The organism is Pseudomonas sp. R2-37-08W (assembly GCF_003851705.1).
In the GTDB taxonomy this organism is placed as follows: domain Bacteria; phylum Pseudomonadota; class Gammaproteobacteria; order Pseudomonadales; family Pseudomonadaceae; genus Aquipseudomonas.
Genome location: NZ_CP027728.1, coordinates 2,108,339 through 2,126,328 on the forward strand (window position 1 = coordinate 2,108,339; position 17,990 = coordinate 2,126,328).

The following is a 17,990-nucleotide window of genomic DNA, read 5'->3' on the forward strand; positions in this document are numbered from 1 at the left end:
TGAGGCGCGGGCATGCCGGTCTTTTATGTTTCTGTCTTGAGGTAACCATGATTAACGCTGTTATCGCCGCGGTCGGCACCATGCTGGTGCTCAGCCTGTCCCGCGTGCATGTGGTCATCGCCATCATCGTGGGCGCCCTGGTGGGCGGCTTGACCGGTGGCCTGGGTATCGACGCCACGCTCAAAGCGTTCAACAGCGGTTTGGGCGGCGGTGCGACGGTGGCTTTGTCCTACGCCTTACTTGGCGCTTTCGCGGTGGCGATTGCCAAATCCGGCCTGGCCCATGCCCTGGCGGACAAAGCGCTGTTGCTGGTCGATCGCCAGGAAGCCAGCGGCGGCAATCACGTCAAATGGCTGTTGATCGGCCTGTTGTGGGCGGTGGCGATTGCTTCGCAGAACATCCTGCCGATCCACATCGCGTTCATCCCGCTGCTGGTGCCGCCGCTGTTATACGTGTTGACCAAACTGCAACTGGATCGCCGCCTGATCGCTTGCGTCATGACGTTCGGCTTGATCACGCCCTACATGTTCCTGCCGGTGGGCTTCGGCAATATCTTCCTCAACCAGATCCTGCTGGCCAACGTGGCCAAGAGCGGCGTGGACATCAGCCAGGTCAACGTGACCCACGCCATGAGCCTGCCCGCGCTGGGCATGGTGGTCGGCCTGCTGGTGGCGGTGTTTATCAGTTACCGCAAAAAGCGCGTGTACGACCTTGAGAAAATCGAGCGTGTCGAGCAGGTGGCGGTGCAGTACAACCCGTTGACCCTGCTGGTCGCCGGCCTGGCGATTGCTTCGGCGTTCATCATTCAGCTGTGGCTGGACTCGATGATCATCGGCGCGCTGGCCGGGTTCCTGATTTTCTCGGTGTCGGGCATCGTGCGCTGGCGCGACACCGATGACCTGTTCACCGAAGGCATGAAGATGATGGCGATGATCGGCTTCATCATGATCGCCTCGTCGGGCTTTGCCGAAGTGCTCAAGGCCACCGGTGATGTGCGCTCGCTGGTGGAGGCCTCGGCGGCGTTCATCGGCCATAGCCGTGGGGTAGGGGCGCTGTTGATGCTGCTGGTGGGGCTGTTGGTGACCATGGGCATCGGTTCGTCGTTTTCCACAGTGCCGATCCTGGCCGCGATTTTTGTGCCGTTGTGCGTGCAACTGGGTTTCAGCCCGCTGGCAATCGTATGCATCGTCGGCACCGCCGGGGCCTTGGGCGACGCCGGTTCACCGGCGTCGGACTCCACCCTCGGGCCGACCTCCGGCCTGAATATCGACGGCCAGCACCATCATATCTGGGACACCGTGGTGCCGACCTTCCTGCACTACAACCTGCCGCTGCTGGCGTTTGGCTGGCTGGCTGCGATGACGCTCTGACAGCCGGGCCCATACCTTACTGTAGGAGCGAGCTTGCTCGCGAAAAACGTCCAGATAATGCGTTCATCCAGAATGCACGTGTTAGGGGCGCAGACCTTCGCGAGCAAGCTCGCTCCTACAGAAATCTTGCGTTTGGCCGCTAACCTCTCAAGTCGCCCCTAATAAGAGAGAAAAGCCATGCGTCTGAGCCTCAAGGCCAAAGTCCTGACCCTTGCCATAGTGCCGGTGTTGCTGTTCGCCCTGGTGATCAGCCTGACCACCGTGTGGATACTTCAGGGCCAGGCGCGCAACGAAGTGGATGAAACCCGCCAACGTCTGCTCAATGACGCCAAGGCCACGCTGCACAGTTATGTCGAGGTGGCCCTGACCACCATCAAGCCGTTCTACGACGCGGCCGCCCCCGGTGATACGGCAGCGCGGGCGCAGGTGGTCAAGTTGCTGTCCAACACCAGCTACGGCAAGGACGGTTATTTCTTCGGCTACGATTCCGAGACCATTCGCCTGTTCAAGGGCAACAGCCCGGACGGCGTGGGCAAGAGTTTCAAGGACAACCGCGACCCCAACGGCGTCTACGTCAACCGCGACCTGGTCAAAGTCGGCAAGGACGGTACCCACTACCTGCAATACAGCTCGACCCAGCCCGGCCAGACCGAGCTGGTGCCCAAGCTCGGCTATACCGAATACCTGCCCAAGTGGGACATGGTCATCGGTACCTCGGTCAACCTGGATGGCATCGATGCTCAGGTTGCGGTGGTCGAGGCCAAGGTAGAGAAACGCATGGAAGGCGTACTGTTGAGCATTCTCGGTCTGGCGGTCGTGGTATTGCTGGTGATTGCCGCCGTCGGCCTGCTGGTGGCCAACACGATCCTGCGCCCACTGAGCCTGATGAAGGCCAACCTGGACGATATCGCCGCCGGTGAAGGTGACTTGACACGCCGCCTGGCCATTACCAGCCAGGATGAACTCGGCGACCTGGCCGGCGCGTTCAATCGGTTTGTCGACAAGATCCACGGCCTGGTCCGCCAGATCACCGAAATGACCGCGCAACTCACCGGCCTGGTGAGCCAGGTGTCCGAGCAAGCCCAGCGCTCGGAAACCGCCATGGAACGCCAGCGTCACGAAACCGATCAGGTCGCCACCGCGATCAACCAGATGTCGTCCGCCGCCCATGAAGTGGCGCGCAGTGCCCAGGGGGCCGCCGTCGCCGCGCAGCAGACCGATGCCGAGGGCCAGGCCGCCAAGCGTGTGGTAGACGGCAGCATCGCGCAGATTCACGCGCTGGTGAACGATATCCGCAGCAGCGGTGTGTCCCTCGACAGCCTGCAACAGGACGTGTCGTCGATTGTCAGTGTGCTGGGCGTAATTCGCTCGATTGCCGAACAAACCAACCTGCTGGCGCTCAACGCGGCAATTGAAGCTGCGCGGGCAGGGGAGGCCGGACGTGGGTTTGCGGTGGTCGCCGATGAAGTGCGCGCCCTGGCCAGCCGCACCCAGACCAGCACTCAGGAAATCCAGGGCATGATCGACCGCCTGCAAAAAGGCACCGAAGCCGCCGTGGATGCCATGCGCCGCTCCAGCGATGCCGGGGACGGCACATCGGCCCAGGCCAATCAGGCCGGCGCGTCGCTCGACACCATGGCCCAGTTGATCGGCACCATCAACTCGATGAACGCACAGATCGCCAGCGCCGCCGAGGAACAAACCGCCGTGGCGGAAGAGATCAACCGCAGCGTGCACCAGATTGCCGTGGCGGTGGACAGCGTGGCCGATGAAACCCAGCTCGGCGCCCAGACTTCCCGCAGCCTGGCGGACTTGGGCCAGCGCCTCGGGCAGTTGGTGGGCCAGTTCAGGATCTGACCTACACGTCGCGCATCAGCAAACCAAACGCCAGGTCCAGCTCGGCCGGCAGGGGCACATATACCGTGTGCCCATCCCCCGGCGCTATCTCGATGGCGTCGCCCTTGGCGTTATGCAAGGTGGCCAGGGCAAAGTGAAAGTTGCCGGCCGGCGTCATCAGTTCCAGCTGATTGCCCACGGCAAAGCGGTTCTTCACCTTGACCTCGGCCAGCTCGCCCCGGCGTTCGCCGGTCAACTCACCCACAAACTGCTGGTGCTCGGAGACGGAGCTGCCGTTCTGGTAGTTCTGGTATTCGTCGTGCACATGGCGGCGCAGGAAACCTTCGGTGTAGCCGCGCTGGGCCAGGGATTCGAGGTCGGTCATCAAGCGGCGGTCAAAGGCGCGACCGGCCATCGCATCATCAATTGCGCGGCGATACACCTGGGTGGTGCGCGCGCAATAGAAGTGCGATTTGGTACGGCCTTCGATCTTCAGTGAATGCACGCCCATGCGGGTCAGGCGCTCCACGTGCTGCACGGCGCGCAGATCCTTGGCGTTCATGATGTAGGTGCCGTGTTCGTCTTCGAACGCCGGCATCTGCTCAGTGGGGCGATTGGCTTCCTGCAACAGGAATACCTGGTCGGTCGGCGTGCCGATGCCCAGCGTCGGTTCGAATGCCTGGACGATGTCACCCGTGGCATTTTCCACCGCCGGGGTGGCCTGGTATTTCCATCGACATGCATTGGTGCAGGTGCCCTGGTTGGCGTCGCGCTTGTTCATGTAGCCCGATAGCAGGCAACGCCCGGAATAGGCCATGCACAGGGCGCCATGGACGAACACCTCCAGCTCCATTGCCGGCACGTGTTGGCGAATCTCGCCGATCTCTTCCAGCGACAACTCCCGCGACAGGATCACCCGGCAGATGCCTTGTTGTTGCCAGAACGCCACACTGGCCCAGTTGACGGTATTGGCTTGAACCGACAAGTGAACCGGCATCTGCGCAAAATGCTGGCGCACCAGCATGATCAGCCCTGGGTCAGACATGATCAGCGCGTCCGGGCCCATGGCGACCACGGGGGCCAGGTCCTTGAGAAAGGTTTTCAGCTTGGCGTTGTGCGGCGCGATGTTCACCACCACGTAGAAACGCTTGCCCTGTGCATGGGCTTCCTGGATCCCGAGGGCCAGGTTGGCGTGGTCGAATTCATTGTTGCGCACGCGCAGGCTGTAGCGCGGCTGGCCGGCGTACACCGCATCGGCGCCATAGGCAAAGGCGTAACGCATGTTCTTCAACGTGCCGGCGGGCGCGAGCAGTTCGGGGGCGATCAGTGGGAGCATGGAGGTGTGAGCCGCAAAAGGCGCGAGGGTAGTGCAGGCCTTGGCGTGGTGCATTGACCCACGTCTAGATAAGCCGATCTATGCTTGTTCGATCAACCAGGGCACTCCCAGGTTTCGCTGCGGACTAAGCAACAGGGCCGACACCGGCCCTGTGCTTTTTTGACATGGATCGGACATGAATCAAACCAACCTGCAATTCAAGACCCTGCTGTTACTGCTGGCCCTGGTGACCGTCGCCTTCATCTGGATATTGCTGCCGTTCTACGGCGCGGTGTTCTGGGCGGTGATCCTCGGCATCATCTTCGCGCCCATGCAGCGCCGCCTGCAGCAGCGCTTTGGCTGGAACCGCAACCTGACTTCCCTGACCACCTTGACGGTGTGCCTGGTGATCGCGATTTTGCCAGTGATCATTACCAGCGCCTTGCTGGTGCAAGAGGGCGCCACCCTTTACAAGAACGTCGAAAGCGGCCAGTTGGATGTGGCCGGTTATATCGAGCAGTTCAAGCATTTCCTGCCGCCGTATTTCCAGCACCTGCTGGACCGCTTCGGCATGGGCAACCTGGAAGGGCTGCGGGAAAAGGTGGTGAAAGGCGCGATGCAGGGCAGCCAGTTCTTCGCCACACAGGCGTTCAGCTTCGGCCAGGGCACGTTCGATTTCCTGGTGAGCTTTTTCATCATGCTCTATCTGCTGTTTTTCCTGCTGCGCGACGGTCCGGAACTGGTACGCAAGGTGCGCACGGCGGTGCCATTGGCCGAGCCGCAAAAGCGTCGCCTGCAACTCAAGTTCAATCGGGTGGTGCGGGCCACGGTCAAGGGCAACGTGCTGGTGGCCGTCACTCAAGGTGCGCTGGGGGGCTTTATTTTCTGGTTCCTGGATATTCCCAGTGCGTTGCTCTGGGCGGTATTGATGGCGTTTCTGTCGCTGTTGCCCGCAGTGGGCGCCGGGATTGTATGGGGGCCGGTGGCCGCCTACTTTTTGTTGAGCGGGTCGATCTGGCAGGGCGTGGTGCTGGCGCTGTTCGGCGTGTTCGTGATCGGCCTGGTGGACAACGTACTGCGCCCGATTCTGGTGGGCAAGGACACCAAGATGCCGGACTACCTGATCCTGATCTCGACGCTGGGCGGCCTGTCGGTGTTCGGCCTGAACGGCTTCGTGATCGGGCCGCTGGTCGCGGCGCTGTTCATTTCCTGCTGGGCGTTGTTCGTGGAAACCAAACCGCGCGTCAAGTTACCGTTGCCCTAGGCTTCAAGCCTGTAGTTGGCAGCCAGTTGCAGTTGGGCGTCGGATAACGAAGTGAGCGGGCCGCTGATAGGCTCGCCATCGCGTACTACGTACCAGCAGGCGAGCAAACCCAGCTTGCGAAGAGGGGCGGGAACGGCGCTGCCGATGACGGACATGATCTGAACAGTGGGCATAAGTACCTCCAAACGTTATGGAGGTCACCTTACGGTGCGATCGCGCGTAGGAAAAATCACCTGGCTCGATAGTCAACATCAACGCCAGGCGTCAGTCCACCACCTGGTCGAGCATGTGCACCACTTCCTGTTCGCTGAGCAGGCCCTTGCGCACCAGGTTCTCTGCCAGTAATGCCAGGAACTTCGCGCTGCGGTGGCCTTCCAGGTGCTTGAGTTCGGTCAGGGCGCTATAGACCTTGCTGGAAGTGCAGAGGCCAGCGGTGCGATGCGGATTTTGTGTGGGCATGGTCAATCGTCCGTAATTGTTATTGGGTGGACAGGGTCGATAGTGAAACGGGCTCGTGACACAAACATGACAGCGTTCGTACCGGTCGAGCAATAGGAGATCCCAACCGGATCATGTGGGATTACCGCCCGAGCATTGTCCTCACAACGACCTTGGCAAGATAAATCCAGACGTTCCAGGCAAAAAAAGGCCCCGCGTGTGGGCGAGGCCTGTTGCGTGTACAGCCGTGTGTTACCAGCCGTGGCGGTAGTAGCCGTGGGGCGGGCCATAGTAGCCATAACCCCGTGGCGGGCCGTAATAGACCGGCGCCGGACGGTAATAAACCTGTTGCTGCACGTACACCGGTGGCGGCGGTGCGTAGTAGACCGGCGGCGGGGCGGCATATACCGGCTGCGGCTGGACGTACACCGGTTGCTGCACATAGACCTCACGCGGCTGGCTGGCAACCACGGAGCCGACGACAGCTGCACCGACAAGAGCACCCAACACGGCCGGGCCGCCCCAACCACCACCGTGGGCGGAGGCTTGGCCTGCCATCGCGAGTGCGCCAATAAGCAAGGCGATCCTGGGGACTTTACGCATCATGGTCATTCCTCGGTTAGCCCCTGCGCTTGTGGTCTGCAATCAATAGACTCAAGGATTGTCGCGGGGATACTTTTAAGACAACGTATTTCTGAAAAACAGCACAGCCGATAGGTAAAGGTTGTGTAAGGTCTGTACCGATTTGCTTACTTCAAGGAGCTACCCATGCAGATGAACCCCAACAAGGACACCCAACTGTGCATGTCACTGTCGGCGCGGCCCGGGAATTTCGGCCTGCGTTTCCATAACCATCTGTATGAGCAGTTGGGCCTGAATTTTTACTATAAAGCCTTCAGCACCCAGGATCTGCCCGGTGCGATCGGTGGCATACGGGCGCTGGGCATCCGGGGTTGCGGCGTGTCGATGCCGTTCAAGGAGGCTGCCATCGCTTTAGTGGACGAACTGGACGATTCGGTTCAAGCCATCGATTCCCTGAACACCATCGTCAACACCGGCGGCCGTCTCAAGGCCTACAACACCGACTACATTGCCGTCGAGCAACTGCTGAAAAAACACCAGGTACCGAAGGACTCAAGCTTCGCCCTGCGCGGCAGCGGCGGCATGGCCAAGGCCGTGGCCAGCGCCTTGCGTGACGGCGGTTACGCCAATGGCGTGATCGTGGCGCGCAATGAGGTGGCGGGCAGGGCGCTGGCACGTAACCTGGGGTATGAGTGGCAGGCTGAACTGGGCGGGTTGCGCCCACGCATGCTGGTTAACGTGACACCGATTGGCATGACCGGCGGGGCAGAGGCGGATCAGTTGGCGTTCGAGGCCGATGCCGTTGATCAAGCCGAGACGGTGTTCGATGTCGTGGCGATCCCCGCTGAAACCCCGTTGATCGTGCGCGGGCGTGCCCAGGGCAAGCGGGTGATTACCGGCCTTGAAGTGATTGCGATCCAGGCATTGGAGCAGTTTGTGCTGTATACCGGCGTGCGTCCTACACCGGAGCAATTTCAGGCGGCCGTGGCGTTCGCACGGACCTGACGGTTTAAGCGGGGAGCGATGTAGGAGCGAGCTTGCTCGCGAAAAACTCAAGGGCGCCGCGTTTATCCAGAATAAATGCGTTGCCTGGGCGTTTTTCGCGAGCAAGCTCGCTCCTACAACTGGCAGCATGTTCCAAGTTGGATGCTCGTCAGGCCTGTTCCAACTGCGCCAGGCGTTCTTCCAGCGCCGCAATTCGCGCTTCCAGCTCTTCGATACGCTCGACGCAGACGCCGCCGCCGCCGCGCTCCACCGGGTTACCGCGCGCGGCAATAATCGTTTCGATATCCGCCGGGTCCCCCAGCGCATGGGTATACCTATCCTCGCGCTGCCCCGCCTGGCGCGGCACCAATAGCGCCAGGCCCCGTGCAATAAGGCGTTCGAGTTGGTGCACCACCTGCTCGGCGTCCTCAAAGTCATGCATGCGCCCGCTGCGCGTCAGCAACTCATTGACCGTCTGCGGGCCGCGCAGGAACAGCAGCCCGATCAGGATCATTTGCGCTGGCACCAGTTCCAGCGCCTTGTCCACGCGGTGTTCCCAGCGGTCGGCGCGGCTGCCCATGACCAGCCGGGTATAACCCTGGCCTTCCAGCACGCGCAAGCTCTGGCCGACCTGGCCTTGGCTGAGATTGGTCACCGGTTCCCGGCTGGTTTTCTGGTTGCACGCCAGCACCAGGGCGTTGAGGGTCAGGGGGTAGGTTTCCGGGTTGGTCGCCTGTTTTTCGATCAGGCAGCCCAGGATGCGGATTTCCGTGCTATTCAGGCGCGGCTCAGGCGTGTCGGTGTCGTGCTCGGCGGTCATCGCGCTTTCCCTATGCAGTGAATCCACTAGCCTAAGCCGGAAAAAATAAAAGACAAGCGGCAGGCATGGCTATAATCGTCGCTGGTTCCAACCCTGCCATTACCACGAGACTGACATGACTATTTCCCTGTATGCCGCTTCTATCCCAGTCTTCAAGCAAATGCTCAACGCCCTCAGCGATGTGCTGAACAAAGCCGAAGCCCACGCCACCGCCAAGAACATCGAACCGAACGCTCTGCTGCAAGCGCGCTTGTTCCCGGATATGTTCGCGCTGGTGCGCCAGGTGCAGATCGCCGTCGACTTCGCCAAGGGCGTTTCCGCGCGCCTGGCCGAGATCGAAGTGCCGAAGTACGAAGACAGCGAAGTCACCTTCGCCGACCTGCAAGCGCTGATCGCCAAGGTGCTGGCCTTCGTCGATACCATCAAGCCCGAGCAGATCGACGGCAAGGAAGGCATCGAAATCGTCACCCGCCCAGGCACCCCGAAAGAGAAGCGCTTCAGCGGCCAGTCCTACCTGCTGACCTATGGCCTGCCGCAGTTCTTCTTCCACGTCACTACCGCTTACGCCTTGCTGCGCCATAACGGCGTTGAAGTGGGCAAGCGTGATTACATGGGCGCTTTCTAAGCACCCACAAAAAAGCCCGGGTGCGTTCTTCAACGAACGGCCCGGGCTTTTTTACAGCTGGCGTTCAAGCCAGCCGTTCATCCTTGCCCAGGCACGCCGCCGCGGTAAACAGCACATCGGTGGACGAGTTGAGCGCGGTTTCCGCCGAATCCTGCAGCACGCCGATGATGAAACCTACAGCCACCACCTGCATGGCGATCTCGCTAGGAATGCCGAACAGGCTGCACGCCAGCGGAATCAACAGCAGCGAACCACCGGCCACGCCCGAAGCCCCGCAGGCGCAAATGGCCGCGACCACACTGAGCAGCACGGCGGTGGGCAGGTCTACGGCAATGCCCAGCGTGTGCACGGCAGCCAGGGTCAGCACGGTAATGGTGATCGCGGCGCCGGCCATATTGATCGTGGCGCCGAGCGGGATCGATACCGAGTAGGTGTCTTCATGCAGGCCCAGGCGTTTGCTCAGCGCCAGGTTCACCGGAATATTCGCCGCCGAACTGCGGGTGAAGAACGCGGTAATACCGCTTTCGCGCAGGCACAGCAGCACCAGCGGATACGGGTTACGGCGCAGTTTCCAGAATACGATGGCCGGGTTGACCACCAGCGCCACGAACAGCATGCAGCCGATCAGCACCACCAGCAGGTGGGCATAGCCGAGCAGGGCGCCGAAGCCGGAGGTGGCCAGGGTCGAGGCGACCAGGCCGAAGATCCCCAGCGGGGCAAAGCGGATCACCACGCGCACGATCAGCGTCACACCGTTGGACAGGTCATCGAGCACCGTGCGGGTGGTTTCGCCGGCATGGCGGATGGCAATGCCCATGCCGATGGCCCAGGCCAGGATGCCGATGAAGTTGGCATTCATCAGTGCGCTGACCGGGTTATCGACCACGCTCAGCAGCAGGCTTTGCAGCACCTCGCCGATACCGCCGGGAGCGCTCACGGTGGCGTCATGGGTGGCCAGTACCAGGGACGACGGAAACAGCATGCTGGCAACCACCGCAACCACGGCAGCGGCAAAGGTACCCAGCAGATACAGGAACAGGATCGGCCGGATATGGGTTTCCTGGCCGTGTTTATGATTGGCGATAGACGCCATCACCAGCACGAACACCAGGATCGGCGCGACGGCCTTCAGCGCCGTGACGAACACTTTGCCGATAAACCCGGTGGCCTTGGCGGCCTCAGGCAACAACAGGGCCAGCAGAATCCCGGCGATCAGGCCGATGATAATTTGGGTGACCAGGCTGACGCGCATTAAACGTTGCAGCAGGGAAGGGGCAGCAGTCATAAACAGTTGTCTCTGATTTTTTTAGTAGGGCACAGCATTGCAAGGAGAAAGTACTGTAGGCAGCAGGCGCGAAGTCTAACATGCTGTAGGACGAGTCCCGTTCGCTGCGTCATTCCGTCACCCGCACTGTCGGATTTGGATTCATCGGCGCGGGCGTGTCATCAGGGCAGGGTGGTAAACAGCTCGCGTCGGGCGCCCTCGGTAATCGCCACGATGCCAGGGTGCTTGACCTTGCGCTCCACCGAGATGGCATAAAACGACTCGGTCACCGCGTCGGTCTGGCCGATCAGCGCCACGCCGTATTGGCGCACCACTTCATCGGCGATCACGCTGGGAGCGATAAAGATGCCGCTGCCCGATTGCCCGAAGGCCTGCATCAACGCGCTGTCGTCGAACTCGCCGATGATCCTGGGTTGAATCTGCTGATCGGCAAACCAGCGTTGCAAACGGCTGCGCACCACGGTCTCCGCGCCGGGGATCAACAACGGCGCGCCGTGCAAACACCCTGGGAAATCGCCGCTATGTTGATCAGCCAATGCCTGGGTGGCGAAAAAACTGATGCCACATTCCCCCAGCTTCTGGCTGTAGCCCTTGATGTCCAGGTGCGTGGGCATCGGGCTGTCGGAGATCACCAGGTCCAGGCGCTGGATGGCCAGGTCGGCCAATAACCGTTCGAGTTTGTCTTCACGGCAGGTGATGCGGATCGGTTCGCTCAGCTCCATGGTGGGGGCAATCAGCCGGTACACGATGGATTTGGGCACCACGTCCGCCACGCCGACGCGAAATACAATCTGCTGCTCGTTGGGTTGTGCGCGCAGCATCGCCTCCAATTCATTGCCGGTCTGGAACATTTGCTCGGCATAGGGCAGCGCCTGGCGTCCGGCTTCGGTCAGCTCCAGCTGGCGGCCGACGCGCTGAAACAGTGCGATACCAAAAGTGTGTTCCAACAGGCTGATCTGCCCGCTGATGGTCTGGGGCGTGAGGTTCAGTTGCTCGCAGGCGCGCACGATGCTGCCGGTCTTTGCCACCACCCAGAAGTAATGCAACTGTCGATAATTGAGCATTGCTTTCTACACTTCGTAAAAATCGAAGTATACGCGATAAAAATACGAATTTTCCTGAACTGTTTGCCTGCATAGAATGCGTCGCTATCGCGGGGCTACTATTTGGACCCAAGCGTTCTAACGAGGAATACATCATGAAACTCAATTCCCTGGGCGCGGCTGCACTGCTTGCGCTTTCATTGGTGATGATCGGCGGGTGTGATCAAGTCGAGAAAAGCGCGCAGCAGGTACTGGGCAAAGCCACCGAAACGGCCAAGCAAGCAATCGATGACACCCAGAAAGCCGCCGAGCAGGCATTGAGTGAAGCGACCCAGGGCCTGATCAATCCGCAGAAAAAGGATGATCAGCCAGAAAAAGATGCAGAATCTGATACCCAAGAAACCTAATTTCCCAGCACAACGTCAGGACTGACCTATGGATTATCTTTTACAACTGGCCGCCAGCCCCACCGCCTGGATCGCACTGGCGACCTTGATCGTCATGGAAATCGTGCTGGGCATCGATAACCTGATCTTCATCTCGATCCTCACCAACAAATTACCCGAGCAGCACCGGGCCAAGGCGCGACGCATTGGCATCAGCATGGCGTTGGTGTTGCGCCTGGGCCTGTTGAGCACCATCGCGTTTATCGTGCAATTGACGACGCCGGTATTCGAAGTGTTCGGCCAGGCGTTCTCGTGGAAGGACATGATCCTGATTGCCGGTGGCTTGTTCCTGGTGTGGAAGGCGACCACCGAGATCCATCACAGCATGGACCCGGAGCCCGAAGACAAAGCCAGCGTTGGCAATACGGTTGCCATCGGCTTTGCGGCCGCCATCGGACAGATCCTGCTGCTCGACCTGGTGTTCTCCATCGACAGCATCATCACGGCAGTCGGCATGACCGAACACTTGCCGATCATGATCATCGCCGTGGTGACCTCGGTGATCGTGATGCTGGTGGCGGCAGAACCCTTGGCCAAGTTCATCAACGACAACCCGACCGTAGTGATGCTGGCCCTGGGCTTTTTGATCATGATCGGCATGACGCTGATCGCCGAAGGCTTCGGCGCCCATGTGCCCAAAGGCTACGTGTATGCGGCCATGGCGTTCTCGGCGGCTATCGAGTGCCTGAATATCGCACGGCGTAACCGCCACAAGCGTTTGCTCGCTGCTCGCCAGTAAGCGCTGCACCAAAAGGCCGGCTGGGTTCATATGAGCCCAGCCGGCCTTTTGCTGTCTGCTAGAATCGGCGCACTTGATAGCTTGAGGTCCACCATGAACGAGCCGATTCGCCTTACCCAGTACAGCCACGGTGCGGGTTGCGGCTGCAAGATCTCGCCCCAGGTGCTGGAAGTGATCCTTGCCGGCAGTGGCGCACAGAACCTCGACCCCAACCTGTGGGTAGGCAACGCCTCCCGTGACGATGCGGCGGTGTACGCCATCGACGACGAGCGCGGCGTGGTCTCCACCACCGATTTTTTCATGCCGATCGTCGACGACCCCTTTGACTTCGGCCGCATCGCCGCCACCAATGCCATCAGCGACATCTACGCCATGGGCGGCGACCCGTTGATGGCCATTGCCATTCTCGGTTGGCCGGTGAATGTGCTGGCACCGGAGATTGCCCGCGAAGTCATTCGTGGCGGCCGCGCGGTCTGCGACGCTGCCGGTATCCCGCTGGCCGGTGGGCACTCCATCGACGCCCCGGAGCCGATCTTCGGCCTGGCCGTGACCGGCATCGTGCACAAGCGCCATATGAAGCGCAACGACACCGCCACCGCCGGGTGCAAGCTGTACCTGACCAAACCTTTGGGCATCGGCATCCTCACGACCGCCGAAAAGAAAGGCAAGTTGCGCGAGGAGGATATCGGCCTGGCCCGCGACTGGATGTGCACCCTCAACAAACCCGGTAGCCGTTTCGGCAAATTGGCCGGGGTGACGGCGATGACCGATGTCACCGGTTTCGGCCTGCTTGGTCACCTGGTAGAGATGGCCGACGGCAGCGGCCTCACGGCTCGCATCGAGTATGCAAAAGTGCCCCGTCTGCCGGGCGTCGAGTACTACCTGGAGCAGGGTTGCGTACCGGGCGGGACCTTGCGCAACTTCGACAGCTACGCCAGCAAGCTCGGGCGTGTGCAGGAGCTGCACAAGCGCGTGCTGTGCGATCCGCAAACCAGCGGCGGCCTGCTGATCGCCGTCACGCCCGAAGGCGACGCCGAGTTCCACGTGGTGGCCGCTGAACTGGGCCTTACCCTCGAGCCGATCGGCGAACTGCTTGAGCGACAGAGCAACGCGGTAGAGGTGGTTTGATGGCGACTGACATCACCGATTACCGCGACATCTTCCTCAACGACCGGCCGATGATGGATACCCGCGCGCCGGTCGAATTCACCAAAGGCGCGTTTCCCGGGGTGGTCAACCTGCCGTTGATGACCGACCAGGAGCGCCAACGTGTAGGCACCTGCTACAAGCAGCAAGGCCAACAAGCTGCAATCGTGCTGGGCCATGAGTTGGTGTCGGGGCCGATCAAGGCCGAACGCATCGCGCAGTGGGCCCAGTTCGCCCAGGCCAATCCAGACGGCTACCTGTATTGCTTTCGCGGCGGGCTGCGTTCGCAGATCGTGCAGCAATGGCTGAAAACCGAAGCGGGTATCGAATACCCCCGCGTCGGCGGCGGCTACAAGGCCATGCGCACCTTCCTGCTGGACACGCTCGAGCAGGCCACCGTCCAATGTGATTTCGTCTTGCTCGGCGGCATGACTGGCACCGGCAAGACCGAAGTGCTCGGCCAACTACGCAACGCCCTGGACCTGGAAGGCCACGCCAACCATCGCGGCTCCAGCTTCGGCAAGCGCGCCACGGCGCAACCGTCCACTATCGACTTCGAAAACCGCCTTGCGGTAGACCTGCTGAAAAAGCGCGCGGCAGGCATCGAGCAGTTCGTGGTCGAGGATGAGAGCCGCATGATCGGTAGTTGCGCGCTGCCGCTGCCGTTGCACAAAGGTATGCAGGCGTTTCCAATGGTGTGGCTGGAAGACAGCGTTGAAGGCCGCGTGGAACGCATCCTGCGCGATTACGTGGTCGACCTGTGCGCCGAGTTCATCGGGGTATGGGGTGAGAATGGCCAGGCGATGTTTGCCGAACGACTTACCCAGAGCCTGGCCAATATCCATAAGCGCCTGGGTGGCGAACGCTTCCAGCGGCTGCAGGCGATTTTGCAGGACGCCCTGGCGGAGCAGGCGCGCAGTGGCGCCGTGGATGTGCACCGGGTGTGGATTGAAGGGCTGTTGCGTGAGTATTACGACCCGATGTATGCGTTTCAGCGTGAGAGCAAAGGCGCACGAATCGAATTTGCCGGGGAGCAGGGCGCAGTGGTGGAGTATTTGCGCGAGCGGGCTGCTCGGGTGGCGTGAGTTTCGGATGCCATTGAGCTCACAACAGGTTGAGCCGGTTTCTTCAGTTAATGCCGGGAAACAGGAGTTTTGGCTTTCGAGCGCCGGATGATCCAGTCCAAACGCCGCAGGCCCAATGTGGGAGGGGGCTTGCCCCCGATTGCGGTGCAGCAGTCACCCATTTTTTTAACTGACAGACCGCCATCGGGAGCAAGCCCCCTCCCACACTTGGGTCACGGGGTGCGATAAAGCCTTCACGCAAAAGCTAAAGAATCACCGCCCCGATCAACCCACACACCACTCCCATCAGCATGGTCAGCCCGGCCACCGTCACCAGCACCCGCGCATCGAAATCCTTACGCAGCATCAGCAGCGACGGCAGGCTCACGCTCGGCAGGGTCATCAGCAAGGCGACGGCCGGGCCGGTGCCCATGCCCAGGGTCATCATGGTTTGTACGATGGGAATCTCCGCCGCCGTAGGAATCACGAACAACGTGCCGACAATCGCCAGCGGTACCAGCCACACCAGGCTGTCGGCCATCGCCCCGTCCACATGAGGGAACAGCCAGACCCGCGCCGCGCCAAGGATCAGCACCGCGAGGATATACACCGGGATGGTGCTCCAGAACAGCTGCCACAAGGTCCGTAACCAGCGCACCAGGAAAGCTTCGGACTCAACAGTGCTGACTTCGGCCACAGCCTGCAGCGCCGCTTCCGGCACTTGCTCCGGACGTGCAATGCGCTGCGCCACCATCGACACACCCACCACCAGCACAATCCCTGCCACCAGCCGCAGCGCGGTAAAGCCCCAGCCCAGCACAAACCCCATGAACACCAAGGTGGCCGGGTTCAAGACCGGGTTGGCGATCCAGAACGCCAGCGCCGCACCGACCGATACTTTCTGGCGCCGCATACCCGCTGCGACAGGCGCCGCGCAGCAGCTGCACATCATGCCCGGCAAGGCGAACAGCCCGCCACGCAGGGTCGAGCCCAGGCCGGCGCGGCCAAACAGGCGCAACAGCCAGTCGCGAGGGATCAACACCTGCAGCAGCGAACCGAGGATTACCGCCAGTACGGCGGCCTTCCAGATTGCCAGGAAATACACCTGGGCATAGGCCAGCGCCGCCGCGAGGGGCGAGCTTTGCTGGTCGTTGAGAATCGACGCGCCGATGCTGTGGTTATCGGCCGCGATAAACGCCTTGAGGTAGTAGGGCGACCATTTCACATAGTAGAGGCCGATGCAGGCCACCAGCAGAAACAGCGCAGGTTTGCACCAGAACGACCAGCCCCGGTTGGGCTGGGCAGAAGCGAGGTTGGGCATGGAGATGATCCGCAGATGAGTCAATAGCGGGCATCATACGCGCCTGACGCTCAACCTTCAGGTATCTGCGCTGACCTGGGTCGGATCCGGGCAGGTTTCCTCACCATTATTGAGCCCCTGCTTGTAGTTGCGGCTGAGCAGCGAGGCCTTGCCGTTGTGCCAGGTCAGTGTCAGCACGTACAGCGAGTCATAGTCGTTACCGGACCAGTCTTCGGTGATGGTGTGCTTCTCGCCGGCCGCTTCACTGGCGACTTTGTTGATCAACTCCGGCAGGTAACCGTGGGACCAGGCGGTGTAGATCGTTGCGTTGTGGTACTTGTCTTCGACCAGCTCATCGGCCAGGGCACTGGTGTCGTTCGCGGAAAACTTGATGTTGACCGGCAAACCCAGCTTGATTGCGCTGGGACTGATGGTCATCAGTGGGCGGATATAGCTGTAGGAGTTATCCAGCTCGCCTTCCTCGACATTGCGCGTGGGGTTGGCGGCGAATACGTAATCGGCTTTGCCGAATTTTTCCGGTAATACACTGGCCAGGTTCATGGCGCGGTTCAGGCCTTGGCAATTGAGTTGGCCCAGGCCGCCGGCAGGTTTTTCGCCGTGGCGCAGGAAGACCAGGGTTTGCACGCCGTCCACCGGTTGTGCGCGGCTTTCGCGGGCATCCAATGCCGTGACAATGCCAGCGGTGACCAGCAGCAGCGGTAACATCATGTATGAATGGCGTTTGAATTGTTGCACAAGGCGCAGAGGCTTGATCTTCATTATGGGTTCGAGTCTTCATGCGTCGGGTTAAGGCGGACAGGCCCGGCCCAATGGCGCAGTGTGCGTCCTGGGGGTGTTCCTTGTCGGTATAGCCAGGTGCCTCCATTCACCCTGCGAGCGCATTTAAGAGTGCGCTTGGGCGTTTTGGTTCGCCCGTGTGGGATTCTAGCCAGGCAATGTTGCTTAATGATGACCCATGCAGGGTGGCGAACAGGTGACTATCATGGGGGCTTTCCGCCCAGGGACCTCTTCCGATGAATGCACTTGCCGCTTTCCCGATCAACAGTAAATGGCCCGCCCAGCACCCGGAGCGCTTGCAACTGTACTCGTTGCCTACGCCCAACGGTGTAAAAGTATCAATCATGCTTGAAGAGCTGGGCCTGCCCTACGAGGCACACAAGGTCAGTTTCGACACCCAGGACCAGTTGTCTCCCGAATTCATGTCCCTGAACCCCAACAACAAGATCCCTGCGATCATCGACCCCAATGGCCCAAGCGGGCAGCCGCTGGCGTTGTTCGAGTCCGGCGCGATCCTGATTTACCTGGCAGAAAAAACCAGCCGGTTGCTCTCCGAAGATCCGGCCACCCGCTATGAAACCCTCCAGTGGCTGATGTTCCAGATGGCCGGGGTCGGCCCGATGTTCGGGCAGGTGGGGTTCTTCAACAAATTCGCTGGCAAGGCTTACGAAGACAAGCGCCCGCGTGACCGCTATGTCGCCGAGTCCCGCCGCTTGCTCCAGGTGCTGGAGAAACGCCTGCTGGGCCGCACGTGGATCATGGGGGATGACTACAGCATCGCTGACATCGCCACCTTCCCCTGGATTCGCAACCTGATCGGCTTCTATGAATCGGGCGACCTGGTGGGTATCGCCGATTTCCCCAATGTACTGCGCGCGTTGGATGGCTTTATCGCACGCCCTGCAGTGATCCGTGGCCTGAACATTCCGAGCTGA

The 17,990-nt window shown here is 60.9% G+C and carries 19 protein-coding genes and 1 pseudogene; 11 read left to right on the top strand and 9 right to left on the bottom strand.

All coding sequences use genetic code 11. From position 1 onward, the window contains the following. The first annotated feature begins 50 nt into the window (after positions 1 to 50). The 3 genes and pseudogenes from C4J93_RS09845 (at position 51) to C4J93_RS27650 (ending at position 3,227) form a co-directional block, all read left to right on the top strand. A complete protein-coding gene (locus tag C4J93_RS09845; RefSeq protein ID WP_164484581.1) occupies positions 51 to 1,370 on the top strand; it encodes a Na+/H+ antiporter family protein in 1,320 nt (439 codons plus the stop codon). Positions 1,371 to 1,547: 177 nt separating this feature from the next. Next, positions 1,548 to 2,369: pseudogene (locus C4J93_RS27645) on the top strand (cache domain-containing protein); the annotation flags it as partial. Between the two features lie 102 nt (positions 2,370 to 2,471). Continuing rightward, the gene (locus tag C4J93_RS27650; protein ID WP_370004746.1) at positions 2,472 to 3,227 is read left to right on the top strand and encodes a methyl-accepting chemotaxis protein; all 756 of its coding nucleotides are present in this window, start codon (positions 2,472 to 2,474) and stop codon (positions 3,225 to 3,227) included. A 1-nt stretch (position 3,228) separates the two neighbouring features. Here the strand turns inward: C4J93_RS27650 and yegQ are convergent, their stop codons facing one another. Next, positions 3,229 to 4,542, bottom strand: coding sequence for a tRNA 5-hydroxyuridine modification protein YegQ (yegQ, locus tag C4J93_RS09855; RefSeq protein ID WP_124429217.1), 1,314 nt, complete (start codon positions 4,540 to 4,542; stop codon positions 3,229 to 3,231). 175 nt (positions 4,543 to 4,717) lie between these two features. Here yegQ and C4J93_RS09860 point away from each other — a divergent pair, with 175 nt between their 5' ends. Next, positions 4,718 to 5,785 (top strand): AI-2E family transporter, encoded by a 1,068-nt coding sequence (locus tag C4J93_RS09860; RefSeq protein ID WP_124362109.1) that lies wholly within the window; start codon positions 4,718 to 4,720, stop codon positions 5,783 to 5,785. Here C4J93_RS09860 and C4J93_RS27105 read toward each other — a convergent pair. From C4J93_RS27105 to C4J93_RS09870, 3 genes are all read right to left on the bottom strand, one after another. Beyond that, the gene (locus C4J93_RS27105) at positions 5,782 to 5,958 is read right to left on the bottom strand and encodes a hypothetical protein (RefSeq protein ID WP_164484521.1); all 177 of its coding nucleotides are present in this window, start codon (positions 5,956 to 5,958) and stop codon (positions 5,782 to 5,784) included. The genes C4J93_RS09860 and C4J93_RS27105 overlap by 4 nt on opposite strands. Before the next feature lie 91 nt (positions 5,959 to 6,049). Beyond that, entirely contained in the window at positions 6,050 to 6,244 is a 195-nt protein-coding gene (locus C4J93_RS09865) for a hypothetical protein (protein ID WP_033899765.1), read from the bottom strand. Between the two features lie 231 nt (positions 6,245 to 6,475). Continuing rightward, entirely contained in the window at positions 6,476 to 6,835 is a 360-nt protein-coding gene (locus tag C4J93_RS09870; RefSeq protein WP_124362110.1) for a hypothetical protein, read from the bottom strand. Between the two features lie 156 nt (positions 6,836 to 6,991). Here C4J93_RS09870 and C4J93_RS09875 point away from each other — a divergent pair, with 156 nt between their 5' ends. Then, on the top strand, positions 6,992 to 7,810 hold the full coding sequence (locus C4J93_RS09875; RefSeq protein ID WP_124429218.1) for a shikimate 5-dehydrogenase: 819 nt from the start codon (positions 6,992 to 6,994) through the stop codon (positions 7,808 to 7,810). Between the two features lie 148 nt (positions 7,811 to 7,958). On the opposite strand, the gene C4J93_RS09880 is transcribed toward C4J93_RS09875, so the two are convergent. Then, on the bottom strand, positions 7,959 to 8,609 hold the full coding sequence (locus C4J93_RS09880; RefSeq protein WP_124366536.1) for a YceH family protein: 651 nt from the start codon (positions 8,607 to 8,609) through the stop codon (positions 7,959 to 7,961). A 115-nt stretch (positions 8,610 to 8,724) separates the two neighbouring features. On the opposite strand from C4J93_RS09880, the gene C4J93_RS09885 reads away from it, so the two are divergent. Next, positions 8,725 to 9,234, top strand: a complete 510-nt coding sequence (locus C4J93_RS09885) for a DUF1993 family protein (protein WP_124362113.1) — start codon at positions 8,725 to 8,727, stop codon at positions 9,232 to 9,234. A gap of 64 nt (positions 9,235 to 9,298) precedes the next feature. On the opposite strand, the gene sstT is transcribed toward C4J93_RS09885, so the two are convergent. Next, positions 9,299 to 10,519, bottom strand: coding sequence for a serine/threonine transporter SstT (sstT, locus tag C4J93_RS09890; RefSeq protein ID WP_124429219.1), 1,221 nt, complete (start codon positions 10,517 to 10,519; stop codon positions 9,299 to 9,301). A 161-nt stretch (positions 10,520 to 10,680) separates the two neighbouring features. Beyond that, entirely contained in the window at positions 10,681 to 11,583 is a 903-nt protein-coding gene (gene nhaR / locus C4J93_RS09895) for a transcriptional activator NhaR (protein ID WP_124362115.1), read from the bottom strand. 134 nt (positions 11,584 to 11,717) lie between these two features. On the opposite strand from nhaR, the gene C4J93_RS09900 reads away from it, so the two are divergent. From C4J93_RS09900 to mnmH, 4 genes are all read left to right on the top strand, one after another. Continuing rightward, positions 11,718 to 11,969 (top strand): hypothetical protein, encoded by a 252-nt coding sequence (locus C4J93_RS09900; protein WP_124362116.1) that lies wholly within the window; start codon positions 11,718 to 11,720, stop codon positions 11,967 to 11,969. Positions 11,970 to 11,997: 28 nt separating this feature from the next. Beyond that, positions 11,998 to 12,747, top strand: a complete 750-nt coding sequence (locus C4J93_RS09905; protein WP_124362117.1) for a TerC family protein — start codon at positions 11,998 to 12,000, stop codon at positions 12,745 to 12,747. A 93-nt stretch (positions 12,748 to 12,840) separates the two neighbouring features. Further along, the gene (gene selD, locus C4J93_RS09910) at positions 12,841 to 13,875 is read left to right on the top strand and encodes a selenide, water dikinase SelD (protein WP_124429220.1); all 1,035 of its coding nucleotides are present in this window, start codon (positions 12,841 to 12,843) and stop codon (positions 13,873 to 13,875) included. Beyond that, complete coding sequence (gene mnmH, locus C4J93_RS09915) at positions 13,875 to 14,978, top strand: tRNA 2-selenouridine(34) synthase MnmH (protein ID WP_124429221.1); 1,104 nt, start codon at positions 13,875 to 13,877, stop codon at positions 14,976 to 14,978. The genes selD and mnmH overlap by 1 nt, the downstream gene beginning before the upstream one ends. 244 nt (positions 14,979 to 15,222) lie before the next feature. On the opposite strand, the gene C4J93_RS09920 is transcribed toward mnmH, so the two are convergent. Together C4J93_RS09920 and C4J93_RS09925 are read right to left on the bottom strand one after the other, a co-directional pair. After that, entirely contained in the window at positions 15,223 to 16,278 is a 1,056-nt protein-coding gene (locus C4J93_RS09920; RefSeq protein WP_124429222.1) for a permease, read from the bottom strand. A 57-nt stretch (positions 16,279 to 16,335) separates the two neighbouring features. Then, positions 16,336 to 17,037: a histidine phosphatase family protein gene (locus C4J93_RS09925; RefSeq protein ID WP_124370275.1), complete on the bottom strand. Its 702-nt coding sequence runs from the start codon at positions 17,035 to 17,037 to the stop codon at positions 16,336 to 16,338. A gap of 254 nt (positions 17,038 to 17,291) precedes the next feature. Here C4J93_RS09925 and C4J93_RS09930 point away from each other — a divergent pair, with 254 nt between their 5' ends. After that, positions 17,292 to 17,990: a glutathione S-transferase N-terminal domain-containing protein gene (locus tag C4J93_RS09930; RefSeq protein ID WP_124370276.1), complete on the top strand. Its 699-nt coding sequence runs from the start codon at positions 17,292 to 17,294 to the stop codon at positions 17,988 to 17,990.